At 34.5% G+C, this 13,438-nt stretch carries 16 protein-coding genes; 13 read left to right on the plus strand and 3 right to left on the minus strand.

Annotation, left to right across the window (positions count from 1 at the left end):
* Window positions 1-125 precede the first annotated feature (125 nt).
* From FOV68_RS20410 to FOV68_RS20420, 3 genes are read left to right on the plus strand one after another with little or no spacing between them, the layout of a single operon-like run.
* Window positions 126-758 carry a GNAT family N-acetyltransferase gene (locus tag FOV68_RS20410; RefSeq protein WP_143991428.1) on the plus strand — a complete coding sequence of 211 codons (633 nt, stop codon included), beginning with the start codon at window positions 126-128 and terminating at the stop codon, window positions 756-758.
* On the plus strand, window positions 748-1,596 hold the full coding sequence (locus tag FOV68_RS20415) for an ImmA/IrrE family metallo-endopeptidase (protein ID WP_143991429.1): 849 nt from the start codon (window positions 748-750) through the stop codon (window positions 1,594-1,596). The genes FOV68_RS20410 and FOV68_RS20415 overlap by 11 nt, the downstream gene beginning before the upstream one ends.
* Window positions 1,589-2,677, plus strand: a complete 1,089-nt coding sequence (locus FOV68_RS20420; RefSeq protein ID WP_143991430.1) for a beta family protein — start codon at window positions 1,589-1,591, stop codon at window positions 2,675-2,677. Before FOV68_RS20415 ends, FOV68_RS20420 begins: the two co-directional genes overlap by 8 nt.
* Here FOV68_RS20420 and FOV68_RS20425 read toward each other — a convergent pair.
* Complete coding sequence (locus FOV68_RS20425) at window positions 2,636-3,223, minus strand: sce7726 family protein (protein WP_143991431.1); 588 nt, start codon at window positions 3,221-3,223, stop codon at window positions 2,636-2,638. The genes FOV68_RS20420 and FOV68_RS20425 overlap by 42 nt on opposite strands.
* Window positions 3,224-3,523: 300 nt before the next feature.
* On the opposite strand from FOV68_RS20425, the gene FOV68_RS20430 reads away from it, so the two are divergent.
* The 10 genes from FOV68_RS20430 (at window position 3,524) to FOV68_RS20475 (ending at window position 12,085) form a co-directional block, all read left to right on the plus strand.
* Window positions 3,524-3,706 (plus strand): hypothetical protein, encoded by a 183-nt coding sequence (locus FOV68_RS20430; RefSeq protein WP_143991432.1) that lies wholly within the window; start codon window positions 3,524-3,526, stop codon window positions 3,704-3,706.
* Between the two features lie 18 nt (window positions 3,707-3,724).
* Window positions 3,725-4,345, plus strand: coding sequence for a hypothetical protein (locus tag FOV68_RS20435; protein ID WP_143991433.1), 621 nt, complete (start codon window positions 3,725-3,727; stop codon window positions 4,343-4,345).
* Between the two features lie 557 nt (window positions 4,346-4,902).
* Window positions 4,903-6,270, plus strand: a complete 1,368-nt coding sequence (locus tag FOV68_RS20440) for a GrpB family protein (RefSeq protein ID WP_143991434.1) — start codon at window positions 4,903-4,905, stop codon at window positions 6,268-6,270.
* 132 nt (window positions 6,271-6,402) lie between these two features.
* Window positions 6,403-6,828, plus strand: a complete 426-nt coding sequence (locus tag FOV68_RS20445; protein ID WP_255473724.1) for a hypothetical protein — start codon at window positions 6,403-6,405, stop codon at window positions 6,826-6,828.
* Complete coding sequence (locus tag FOV68_RS20450; protein ID WP_255473725.1) at window positions 6,797-8,038, plus strand: relaxase/mobilization nuclease domain-containing protein; 1,242 nt, start codon at window positions 6,797-6,799, stop codon at window positions 8,036-8,038. Before FOV68_RS20445 ends, FOV68_RS20450 begins: the two co-directional genes overlap by 32 nt.
* 192 nt (window positions 8,039-8,230) lie before the next feature.
* The gene (locus tag FOV68_RS20455) at window positions 8,231-8,902 is read left to right on the plus strand and encodes a DUF4755 domain-containing protein (RefSeq protein WP_143991435.1); all 672 of its coding nucleotides are present in this window, start codon (window positions 8,231-8,233) and stop codon (window positions 8,900-8,902) included.
* 28 nt (window positions 8,903-8,930) lie between these two features.
* Window positions 8,931-9,266 carry a hypothetical protein gene (locus FOV68_RS20460; protein ID WP_143991436.1) on the plus strand — a complete coding sequence of 112 codons (336 nt, stop codon included), beginning with the start codon at window positions 8,931-8,933 and terminating at the stop codon, window positions 9,264-9,266.
* Between the two features lie 252 nt (window positions 9,267-9,518).
* On the plus strand, window positions 9,519-10,595 hold the full coding sequence (locus FOV68_RS20465; protein WP_143991437.1) for a ParA family protein: 1,077 nt from the start codon (window positions 9,519-9,521) through the stop codon (window positions 10,593-10,595).
* Between the two features lie 133 nt (window positions 10,596-10,728).
* Window positions 10,729-11,682 carry a DUF4238 domain-containing protein gene (locus tag FOV68_RS20470; RefSeq protein ID WP_143991438.1) on the plus strand — a complete coding sequence of 318 codons (954 nt, stop codon included), beginning with the start codon at window positions 10,729-10,731 and terminating at the stop codon, window positions 11,680-11,682.
* Between the two features lie 28 nt (window positions 11,683-11,710).
* Window positions 11,711-12,085, plus strand: coding sequence for a DUF4160 domain-containing protein (locus FOV68_RS20475; RefSeq protein ID WP_143991439.1), 375 nt, complete (start codon window positions 11,711-11,713; stop codon window positions 12,083-12,085).
* A 221-nt stretch (window positions 12,086-12,306) separates the two neighbouring features.
* On the opposite strand, the gene FOV68_RS20480 is transcribed toward FOV68_RS20475, so the two are convergent.
* Entirely contained in the window at window positions 12,307-13,047 is a 741-nt protein-coding gene (locus FOV68_RS20480; RefSeq protein WP_143991440.1) for a hypothetical protein, read from the minus strand.
* Between the two features lie 99 nt (window positions 13,048-13,146).
* Window positions 13,147-13,438, minus strand: a 292-nt coding sequence (locus FOV68_RS24185; RefSeq protein WP_222104197.1) for a hypothetical protein, incomplete at its 5' end; no start/stop codon positions are given.

Below are 13,438 nucleotides of genomic sequence, written 5' to 3' on the forward strand. Positions count from 1 at the left end.
ATGACATAAAATAAGTCTATTTCTGGAATCTATGAAAATGATTAAATTTTTTTGTTGAAAATCGGATGATTCTGAAACATTATGTTCGTGTGGTTTCCCCTATCCCCCTACAGCAGGATCGCCAAATGATAGTTTTTAACCAGACAGGACAGAAGATATCCGCCACGATACAAACAGGAGTAGATTTAAAGTTAATTTTAGATTTACAGAGTGATTGGGGAAGTTATAAAGCAAATATTCTTGCTCAATTAATGAGTACGCATCCAAATATAACAACAGATTACGATGTTTTTTGTAGGTTAATAAAGGAATATAATCTCACTGATCTGCACTGGGATTGGGCACAAAAAGCATGGAAACGTTTGGGCTCAGACTATCAGTGGTTTTACCTAATTGAAAATAATAAGGTACAAGGTGTATGTGTCATATATTTCCCAGAGAAGAGTCGTTTTGACTCAAAAAATATTTTTTATATCGATTATCTCGCAACAGCATACTGGAACAGAAATAGGCCAAGCCATAAAGCTGTCTATAGTGGAGTAGGAAAAGAATTAATAAATTATGCAGTGAATTATGCATGTAAAAATCTTGGTTATAGACCAGGGTTTTGCTTACATTCTCTTCCAGACGCAGAAACATTTTATTTTCATCTCGGAATGAAAGACTTTGGGATAGATCCAAACAAAGAAGATCTTCGTATCTTTGAAGCATCCTTTGAAGTGGCTTCAAAATTAGGGGACATATCAAATGCAGCATGAAGAAGATTTACTTATTACTAATTCTTTTTGTGAAAGTGATTTTGAGACTTTAAAAAACTTTAAATTATTGAAGGAGGGTAAAACGCATAAAAGTTTACTTTCACGTAAACCTGATCATCAAGAGGAAAATGCTTATCTCTATAATATTGCTAAGCACATGAACAACAACAATAAAAAACTCTTTAGAAAAAAAGATGATGCAGATTTACATCTAACCGTTCTGTGGCTTTCACTAGTTGAAGAAAGCTCTGTGAATTTCATTTTTAAGAATGGAATTAAAAATTTCAAAAAACTAGATTATGAAGAATTACATAACATTTCTGCTTTCAGCATAGACCCAATGAATCTTCAAATAATAACAAAAAGTCTATATGATAGGTACGGGATAATATTAGTTTTTGTAAAATCGTTTAAAGGAATGAAGTTAGACGGCTGTACGTTTAAGTTACCTTCTGGAAATCCAGTAATTGGGTTAAGCTTAAGATATTCAAGGTATGACTATTTTTGGTTTACACTTATGCATGAATTATCACATATTTCATTGCATTATGATCAACTTGATAGTCCAATAATTGATAATCTTGAAAATGACAGTGAAAGTGATATCGAAATTGAAGCCAATAGAGCGGCTGCCGATAGTCTGATACCAAGAGAAGCTGTAAGACATTTATCTAGAACTATAGAGGAGCCACAAGAATTAATAAAAATCTGCTCTAAATATAAAATAAACCCAATAATTGCAGCAGGTTCAGTTAGAAAGAAATATAATAACTATGTATTTTTTTCAGACTTAGTTCACTCGATAAATGTGAGGAAGGAGTTTAATTTAGATGATTAAATATATACCTTTCTTGAAAGCAAAAAGTAATGAAACTCAAGCTTTAGAAGAACTTTACTCAAAAAACAATTCAATATTTGAAGAGATTACTCCATTTTTCGACATTCCTAGAGATTCAGCTAATCAGACATTTGAAAATATTTTTGGGAAAATAAGCTCTTTTAAAAAGCGATTAGCCGGTAAAGAGCTTTTCAGAATGATGGAGTTTTACGTAGATAACTTTGATCTTGACGACACAATACTGATTGCAGGTAAAGAGCAATATAATTTCTTACTATCTACACTTAGTGATTATAACTGCATTCCTGTAATGGGATTAAACAGATCTATAAGTCATAATAACAGTGCTTTAGAATGGTTAAGTTTAAATGGGGGTAAAATAGCCATACGGCTAACTTTTGAGGATATTGAGTCATATAGGATTACTAAATTAGACCTCACAAAAATCATTGGTAAAATAAACACTTCTCAACTATCAGAGTTACATTTGATTATAGACTTAAGATACATTTCTCCAGTTGGCACAGCAAAATTAATTGATAGTGTTGAAAGATTCATTTTGGACGTCAGAAAAGATTTTCATTTTGATAAAACTATAATCTCAGGTTCATCTATTCCGGCAAACATTTCAAACCTTCTGGATACTTATCAAAGTAAAACTTTCCCTAGAGAAGAGTGGAAGATTTGGGAAGAACTAACTAAGGTAAGAGGTATAAATTACCTTGTATTTTCCGATTATGGAATTGTAAGTCCAGAGTATTCTGATATAGATTTAGACCCAAAGCTTTTCAGGAAAATTTCAGCGCCTAAAGTGTTTTATACTTATAAGGGCAGAATGTTGTGTGTTCGCGGTGGTTCTTTTCAAAATGATGAGCGAGGAAATGGTCAATATTATGACATTGCAACAATGATTCATGGCCAAAGCTTCTTTAGGGATATAAATTTTTCGTTTGGTGAAAAATATATTTATGAAAGGAGTGAGCATTCACCTTGTCGACCAGATAAAGCTGGAAGTCCCTCATCCTGGATTAAGGCAATGCTAACATCCCATATTTCTTTCGTGATCAAAAGCCTTACTTAACTTCTTACGCTGAGATACTAAAGATTGAACCGTATTAAGCAAACAATCTTTGTTTATTGACTTACTCAGTATCTCAGCCAGTTCAAATCTTGAATGAGATTTTTTTATTTTAATTTCAAAATGATTTGCAGCTCTTATTAGTTCTTCTTTCCAAAGCATCATTAAAGCATTTTCTTTTTTGAAGTAAGAGTTGGTTCCCGTTTTCCTAACATATTTTAATCTTATATCGTCGCCATTTTTTTCTGCAAGAATTAACCCCCAAAAAAAAGGTGCGTGCTTTAGAGCCCATGCTATATGATTTTTAGTAGTTACTAAGGTTATTTTACTAAACGAGGTATTGTAGAAAATTGCTTGAGTAAGAACTCTTTGTATTGAATCAGTTTGTCCTTTTATTTCATAGCAATGCAAATGATTGTATGCTGCCACAACGTCAGCAATAGCTCTACCATTATCAATGTGAAGCTCTTCCAGTATAGCTTTTGGTGTTGGGTTTTTATTGCTCAAAAACCTTATTAGTTCTTTCCGTATTCTTTTGTCATTAAGCATGAAACGCCTCCTTAATTGTTATATTTTATGATAACAATCAATTACAGTCAATTTTATTAATCAGATCGACTATTAAGCAAAATTTTTAATTAAACCCTCAAATACAATGAATATTAGTTATAAAATTTTGAGCTGCTAACAACTTACGCTGTTTATATTTTAGCTGTAAGAATCTAAATTTAACTCTTGCAAGATTAATCTGCTTAAAATATTAGAGACCACAATACTTGCCATTCTGGTTATTTAGTGTACAATAATATTTGTTCCAAGTACTTTTTAAGTCATCAATATGGGGGTTTTATGGATATTCAAGAACTTACAGAAAAACTAAAAAATAAAACGATTTCATACTCCTTTGAAGAAACTAAGAAAATGCTTATTAATGCTAAAGTATTAGTTGAAGATGGTTCCTACAATCCTGAAATGTTCTCGGCTGATTTAGTGAAGAGAAGTCAAGAGGCCGTGAAAAAGAACAAACCCTAAAAAATATAAAAATATCGTATGACAAACTTTAACAGTAAACCGTCTGTTGTATACGGCTATCATGGGCTTGACGAAGACGTAGCCTATGAAATTTTGAATAACAAATCTGAATTTTTGTTAAGTGATAATACATATGATTGGTTGAGTGGTGGAGTTTATTTTTGGGAGAATAATTTTGAAAGAGCTATGGCATATGCAAAGGAATCTAGTTGCAGAAAGTCTTCAAATATTAAAAAGCCATTTGTTCTTGGAGCGGTCATCGATTTAGGTGTTTGTCTCGATTTACTTGATCATCGTGATATTGGATTTGTAAAACAAGCTTATTTGTCGTTCGTTGAGTTTTCGAACACTTCCGCTAATCCTATACTACCTACCAACTCTAGCTTTAATCCGTCAGCTAATGATCTAATGAAAAGAGAACTGGATTGTGCAGTGATCTCTTATGCCAAAGAACTTGCTAGACAGAACGGTATAATCTTTGACACAGTACGTTCTGCCTTTCAAGAAGGTCAACCAATATATCCTTCTGCTAATTTTTATGACAAAACACATATACAGATAGCTGTTATTAATCCTAAATGTATACGTGGCATATATCTCCCTAGAGGCAACAATAGTAGCTTCACCATAATAAAGTAATAGGTCCAACATGAAGTAAAAAATCATTTCACTTTGATAACGTTAAGTTTCAAGTCGAATTATCAATCATTTCTTTTTTTATAATCGATACTGAATGGAACTTGCGCGTAGAAAAATAATTATACATGTGCTTTTTCGGCTAATGAGATTACAAGCTTATTTTTGCAATAAATTCCATAAAATGGACCACTCAAGTTTTTTTTAAATTCAACCATGGTGCCGCATTTTTTGGAAATGAAATAGATATTTATAAGTTTCCAGAAGAGCAAATATTCGCAAAGCTGGAAATTATTATGAGTGCTCTTCAGCATAATGATTCGGAATACCTTGTCATATTTAGTTATGAAGTTAGATAAAATGACATTTAAAAGCAAGGGCTAACTCTGCGAAGCTCCGCTTCATAGAGTTGCCTTGCTTTTCTTCCTTTTAGTCAGAAAAGAGATGCTCAGAACTTCTTTGATAAAATTTTGATGGCCATATCGCCTAAAAAAGATAGATAAAATTCATAAAAACCAATAGAGTTGGATGAGTTTTTAAAAGAGGAAAATGGACTCTCTATGCACATATCTAATAAAAAGAAAATCACTCTAACTCCCTGGAGTTCTAAATGGAGGAACATCTTTAAGAATGAATCTGATAATCTTAGAACCAATATATCTTGTTCAAGTTATAATATTCACATCGAGCATGTTGGTTCAACGTCAATAGAACATATTATAGCCAAGCCTAACATAGATATTTTGCTGACCGTAGATAAATGGAGTCATATTGCCGACATACTTCAGCATCTTGACACGTTAGGTTATAAAATTATTGAGCAATGCGATAAAACTCCGAGATATTTTTTAACTAAATCGGTTCAGTGTGACAGCATTGAGGCAATTAATTTGCATATAACCATCCCTACTTCAAGGTGGGGGACTGATATGTCTCTTTTTCGTGACATTCTAAATGAAGATGAAAGTCTCAAAAAAAAATATAGCGAACTCAAATCAGAATTAATAAAGAAACATCATAATAATCTGGAGTCCTACACTTCCGGCAAGTCTGATTTCATATCAAGTATATTAAGAAAAGAATACTCTCTATATGATGCTACCAATCTTTTGTCACATCAAAGAGCAGAGCTAGACATGGCCGGGAAGTATCAGATTAAAATGATGCTAACACAATTTTTCTTAGCTATTTTATCTGCCTCCTCAGTTTACATTGATGATAATTTTTTTCTTCTTTTAGTTGCTTTTTTGGGTGTAATTACAACTATATTTTGGGTTAGGTTCGATCATTTACAACAACGCCATCGACAAGCTGGTGATCAAGCCCGGCGTGCTCTGTTAATAAAAAATGGCCTTAACGGAGCATTTTCAAATAAGCAAAATGTTTCTATCTATAAAAATTTCACAGCATCGATTGATGATAAAAATCTTTCTATTGATACATATTTTTCAACTAAAAAAACGCCAGGGTATCAACGCCTAACTGAAATGATAGAAGAGTCATCATATTGGACATGTGCGTTGCAAAAAACCAGCGCGAAAATAATGTTAGGGTTCTTAAGTTTATTATTATTGTTGTTTATTATCATTGGATGGGTTTCCTCAGCGACTCTTCAGTCCCCAACCATTTTTTCAATAGCGCGAACTTTAATTGCATTATTGATATTATTATTATCCTCTGATTATTTTGGTGTAATGCTTTCATACTTTAATGCAACTAAAACTATTACTGATATTTTTGAAAGAATCGAAGGTATTGATGGCCGAAATTATTTAGAGGCAGATGTTTTACTATTGATGTCGGATTATAATGCGGCTATAGAAAAAGCACCTAATGCCCTACCATATTTATATAAGATACATAACAAATCTCTCACTAAAGAATGGCGGAGATATATACATCATAAAAATAATAGAAAAACCCTATAAGCAATTCTAATTCACATAAAGCTCGAGGTAACTTCAGCTTTATGTGAAATGCATAATGAGATTTCTTGTCTTGACAATAAAACAAAGTAATCTATAAGTATATCAATTGAAGTCATATAAAAAGGAGTTTATATGGAAAAAAAATCGGTGCCTAATATTGTCACAAACCCAACACATCTAAAAGCACAATCCCCGTTCCCTTCAGAATTCCTCCGCACCTATTGTGTTAGTGTTAGACTGAACAATATAGAATTACAACACCTTAATACCAAACGTGGTCCTAGAAGCAAAGGCGAATGGCTTCGTATGGCATTGCTAAACCGACTACCTCCTATTGTTCCACCCATTAATATCGAAGCATGGAAAGTAATATCTGAGATATCACAAAGGCTAACCCGTATCGCTGCCCATATCGATAGCAAAAGCGAAAACAGCAAGCTCACACTTACAGAACTGTTCGCAGTTAAGCGGGAGTTGAAAGAGCTTCGCCAGAAAATAATCGATGCAGACATATGGAGCAAACCCGATGAAGGGTATGCAGAAAATCAAACGAGGTAAGAGCTTCACAGGGGTTATCCTATACGCATTGAAACCCGGAACACATCATAAAACTGATCCGGTTGTTATCGGCGGGAACATGTTGGGCGCTTCAGCTCCTGAGTTGATCGTTGAGTTCAGCGCTTCTACTTCACTTCGCCCTGACGTTGTCAAACCGGTGTGGCATAACTCGCTTCGCCTGTCACAGGGTGAGTCCCTCACAGCGAAGCAATGGGCTGCGTTTGCCGACGACTATATGAATCGCATGGGGTTCAGTGACACGCACCTACGCTGCTATGTCATGCATGACGATGAGGCCGGCCAGCACATTCATATCATTGCCAGTAGAGTAGACCTTATCGGAGGAAAGCTTTATCTGGGAAGGAATGAAAACCTGATCAGCACGAGAGTAATTCAGGAGCTTGAGCTAGCGCATGACCTGACAAGAACTAAAGGCCCCTCTCCTTCGCATAGCCCTTGCCCTGCCAGAAAGCGCAAGAAGCTATCACGTGGCGAGCAACAGAAGGAGAAGCGTGAAGGTCAGCCAACGGCCAAGACGTTCTTACAAAACACTATCGACGAGATCCTTACGAGTGCCAATGATATCTCGGGCTTCGTTGAAGCTATTGAGGAGAACGGCATTACGCCCATTCCCAACATATCCTCTACAGGACGCATGAATGGTTTCTCATTCGAATATGGAGGAATTGCTTTCAAAGCTTCCCAACTGGGGAAGACATACTCATGGGCTAACCTGCAAGAGAAGCTTCGCTACGAGCCTGAACGTGACAATCCTCTGCTCTTTGCTTTGAAAGCTTCAGCTATGGGAGGTAATGAGACGAGTGATTCAGATATAGAAGCTACTAAGGTAGCTATTACACCGTCATTACCAGCTGCTTTAGAATCCGAAGGTACACCTCCTCCTATGTATGAACATAGAGCCAGAGCGTCAGAGATACCCAAAGCGCAAACTCCCCTCAGCATTACACGTATGGCATGCGAGCAAACCAGCAGTGCTGACTACTACATGACAAGGGTATTGAAGTGGCTACTGAGCATTCCTTACCTGGCCGTTTTCACAGACATGCTGAAGAAGACAGGCAAAACACTTCTCCACAGAAAATCCTCATTTTCGACAATTCATGCAGTCCTCTCAGCTGAACCTGCGTTATCTGAACTACCAGGTAACAGCGAAATACTGGCTGAGCGCATAACAATGCCCTTTCGTTAACCTCCTGCCTCAACGCAATTTTCCAGCCTAAGTTCTTATTTGCACAAACAATTGATCGTTTTTACAGATCGATAAACTATATATGATAGTCATTACCTATCAAATAAGGATCATCGATCGGTACAAGTGATTTGCTTAAGTTTTGAACTCGTTCAAAAATGCGTCGTAAAAGCAGTTACCAATCAGCTAGTTATGAGCGACTTAAAAATAAAGGTGCATAAAATGGACACAGCGGCTTTGAGCGGTCAGAAAGTGCGTAAACCATCGTTCTTTCGTTCGATTAGATTCTGGATTGTTGTGGTAGTGATTTTCTGGATCCTGACTAATTCAAATCCCAAGGACACTGCAGGATTTTTGTTCATGTGGACATTACCTGCCTTCTTCTTACTCCTCACGGCATATGTGTCATACACGCATAAAAGGGCTAACGCCTCGACTATCGACCTGCTGAACGTCAATGACAACGGTCTGTGGAGCCATGAGTTCCAGGACAGCAAAATGACCATTGATACGAATCGCGAGTTGCTGACTCTGGAAGCTGGTAAGCGCAAGAAAGCTTACAAGTTCAGTGACGTCAAAGGCTGGCGATATCACTTAGCCGTTGGAGGTGAAATCGTAGCTCTTGATTTAGTCGGTATGGCGGGGGCTAAAGGTCACAACAACCTTACACGGCTTAAAAACTTCGAGAACTCAGGGTTCTTTATCCAGGTGAAAGATATTGAATGCCCGGAGTGGCAGATCAAATTTCACCCCCGTAAAGGCCGGTTCCACCATGAACGCGGGATCCGTGATACGGAAATGCAGTTGAAGCAGTGGTGTGAAATTTTTGATCAGACACTCAACAAAACCACAGCAGCACAATAGTTATCAATATCAAATAAGGGATTAATAAATGAATAAAATTTCAACAGTTGCTGTCCTGTCTTTGGCAGTTTTGCTTACCGGCTGTGACAGCGAGCCCTCGTCTTCTGAGATTAAAAAAGCTATGCAGGACAACATTGAACATACAAACCAGCAAGCCAGACAGCGGTTCGGTGAGAACAGCAAAGACATGCTCACGACTCTGAACAAAGCTGAGAAGGTTTCCTGTAAGAAGACAGAGGCAAAAGGGACATACCTTTGCAAAGTGGATACTGATATAACGCTACCCTTCATGGGCGAAAAGCATACTACAGTAGAAATGAAATTTATAAAAAATGAGGGACAATGGAATGTATCTTACAAGTAAAAAGGCGGAATGATGCCAATGCTTAAATCTTAAATTTAACTTAAGGACTTACTTTCAACTGTTTTTTTTAAATTTTCTTTGCTTATGACTAACCAAAAACTGTGTAATAAGTTCAACTCAATGAATTTCAATGATAAATATTTTACCAGACTTTCATTTAAATTCTTTTCAGTTATTGAGATATTAAAAATGATAAGGTACTCTAATGTTTAACATAAAATCATATGAATTAAACACAGGAATAAGCATAATATGTCGGTTAAAATATACGCAATGTATAATAATAAAGGTGGAGTAGGCAAGACTACACTTGGTTTTAATATTGCTACTCAGTTCGCTGACGAAAATCCTAGCACTCAGGTGCTTGTAATTGACTTATGCCCTCAAGCTAATATTTCTCAATATTTACTCGGTGGTGGCGACAATGGATATAATACAAACCAAGAGTTACAGTCATCAAGAACAAGAAGAAACGTAGTGGGATTCCTCGATTGGGTTTTAGACGGAAACTCTGACTTTACAAGTATTAGAAGATCTTTCAAAGTCCCGGTGCATCGTTATAACACTGAAATCAGCGAAAATCTTTACTTGATAGCAGGGGATTCTTTTCTAGAATCCTTAACTTTGGCATTGAATTATGCTGTTATAAATCCTGCAAATAGATTTGCATGGCGTGAATATATGACAGCAATACGCAGATTATGCCAGCTTGAACATGATACTGATGAATATGAAGACTTGGTTGTTTTTATTGACTGTAACCCAAGCTTTTCAATATATACGCAAATGGCATTGCTTTCATCTGATAAGCTTATAGTGCCAATGATGGCAGACTATAGTTCCCTTGAAGGTATGAAAGGAATTATGATGCTTTTATATGGTCACTACCCATCTGCAGCAGCGCAAAATTATGCACAAAAATTTGTCACTTTTCATAGTCAAGTTACTAACTACGATTTAACTTTACCGAAACTTGATAGGTTTATTTTTAATAATTACACTTCTAATTTAGGAGTAGCAAGAGCATATGACTCAATAAAAGAATCGCTTTGTGCTTTCGCATATCAACAATATTCAAATTTCCCTGATTTATTTAGCCCCCGAGCCACTCAAATAAACACTATGAAAATTTGGGCAGAAGAGTATCTTTCTGAAGTAAAAGATTTCCATACTTCTGGTAAAGTATCTGCCAGTCTAGGGATTCCACTTTTTAAACTTCCAGCTCAGACCCATTATCAAATGCCAAATGGCGAAATAATTAATGTTGTTAAAGAAAGATATAAAGAGGCACGTGATCATGTAGATGATCTTGTAAGTAAATTTTATTAAACCAGCTAAATAAATCTTAGTTAATTTATAACAGTCTGATTGATGATTTAAGAATACAGCCCTTTATTTAAGTGGATGTAAAGGGCTACACCCCACCTAAGATATTAATGATTTAAAATTTAAGACTTATAATATGAATAACGAAAAAGATAAAAATAACCATTATATCCCTCAAGGAATACTAAAAAATTTCTCTAATAACAAAAAGATATTTTGGTACTCTAAACTGGAAGAAAGAAAACAGAAACAGATAATTAAAAAAGTAGCCGTAAAAAGCTTTCTTTACCAGTACCCAGAATCTAAAATATCTTTAGAAAGAATTTTTTTTGACAAAATTGATTCCGACGCCCCTGTAGTTATACAAAAAATCATTAAGGGCAGGTCTTTAGAAAACTTAAATGATAATGAAAAAAGCAAACTATTAAAATACATAGCCTCTCAGTTAATCAGGACTCCAAGCACAAAAAACAATATATTAAACTTCGAAGAAACCATTAAAGACCAGATACATCCAGAAATAACAATCGTTAAAAAAGATCCTGTATCTGATTACTTAAACAGTATTATTGTCAATACAGATTTGCTCATTAATATACTTATAGAAAAAAACGCACATTTGTTATTCGCAAATGAAGGTGAAAATTTTATAATTGGAGATGCACCTGTACTGACTTTCAATAAAACGGATAAAAAAACTGTAGAGATAATATATGAAGTATTCCCTCCCGTTATTAATTACGATATGTATTTCTTCCCCTTATCCGAAAAAATATTATTAATTTTTTATAGTAAAAACACTGAACTACGTAATGACATAAGTTTTTTTAGAAAACTTCATAACGACTTTCAGTTTATTAATTCATTTAGATTTGTTTTTTCTAAAAATGAAAAAGACTTAGACAAAGAAATTGAGAAGTATTTTGAAAATTGTTTTATGATGATTGAAACATATTCACCTGAACTTATTAAAAATGGAACAGTTAGAAAAGGAGATCGTTTATCTATACTCCAACCAGTGATTAAACTTGCAGATAACGTAAAATTGCAGATAAAAGAATGCTATTTAGATTCGCTGAAGTCTAAATAAAATATTCATAAGAAAAATGAGATCTATCATGAATCTAAAAAACGAATTTAACGATCTTCAAAGATCCTTTGCTGAAAAGGACCTCCTTACAGAATCAAGGCCCCGTTCCAGTAATAGTATGGAACTACTTTTGATTAAAAGAAAAGATATGAAGATAAAAATTTATCAAGAGAAAGGTCATATACTGCCACATATTCATATTGATTACGGTAATAAAAAACATGCTGCTAGCTATGCGATCGAGTCAGGCGAAAGACTTGAGGGTTCATTACCAAATAAATATGATAAGGATGTTTCTGCATGGTTAAACATTAATAGAGGAAAAGTTTTAGAAATATGGAGTAAATTACAATCTGGGAGTGGTTTCTCAGAATTAACCGCAAGTTTGTCAGGTGATATATAAAAATTTCAAAGCAAGCATCACTTCTGGTTTTCGATTTATTTAAAATCAGCATTTTTGATAAATTAACAAGTTGTGATGCTTTTTCTTCTTAACATCCTTCTTTTTGTAATAATATAAAATCTATTACAGTATCACTTGAATATTACAACATACTTAGCTTACCCCCCATAAAACCCTTCATAATTATAGACAATAATTCAGTTAAATTAAAAAAGCATGATTTAGCTTTTGATTTCTTTTTTCTCTTTACCAATTTCTATTTTACTCTTATCAAAGCTAAGGCTGCTACCTTGAATATTTTTCAAAATTATTTCATAAGGATGTTTTGCTGACTTTTCCCTTTCTGCTCTAGAAGTAGTAATCATTTTAATCATGGCGATATCAAATTCATTTAGTGGCTCTTCTTTTTTATATTTAACTATAAAATCAAAAACATTATCCTTCTTACTTTGATCTTCCATAATGGATATAATCACTGCAGATCTTGAATAACATGACTTTATAATAAATAATACAAAAAGACTGAAACCGAAATATATACAACCGATTGTGACTCTTACACCAACCTCAAGTTTATCCAGCCATATAAAACCTGCTATGACAGACATAGTAAAAACGACAAAAAGATTTATAAAGATAACTCTTATTCTTTTAGAGCTCGCATACTCATCCCATAAATAATCATTTACTATTTTATTTCCGTCTTTTTCATCTGTTCTTCCTGATTTTTTAAAATCAGGCAAAATAAGAAGCATTGATATTGCTGATTTTATTATTTTTGCAGCAGTGCTTTTTACATGCATACCGCTAAAAAAAGACTTAGCTATCTCTGTTTGCTCTTCTTTAGATAGTTTAAGTGTGAATTTTAATATCAATATTAAAGTGAAAATAAATAATATAAAAATCAATATGATAATAAAGTACGTCCAAATATTCTCATTAACTGATGACATTAAATCCATTGCTTTCGCCATTTCTGTAAAATTAGGGGTAAGCTATTATGCACTGAATTGGCTCGTAACAAAAGTATAACATTGCATATAGCCTAGATAATAAATTTTTCAAATCCGCCTTCCTTTACGCTTTGATTTAGTAATGAAAAATTGCTTCAACAGTATCGCTTTCTCATACTTTACCCTTTCCTCACGATAAATATTTTCCGCCTCTTCTTCATTATCAATGGCATAATGAATCATAAAGCGAAAGAAAAACGTGATCTCATGTTCATAGCCAAGGTGCTGAATGATTCCTAGAGAACTCGATTTCAGAGCGTTTGAAAGCATAGATATGATCGTAAAACGATCTGTAAGATCTGTTTTACATTGTGGAAGGTAGTACTTAATGTAGTAGCCC

The sequence above is a fragment of the Pantoea sp. paga genome (genome assembly GCF_007558755.1).
Taxonomy (GTDB): Bacteria; Pseudomonadota; Gammaproteobacteria; order Enterobacterales; family Enterobacteriaceae; genus Pantoea; species Pantoea agglomerans.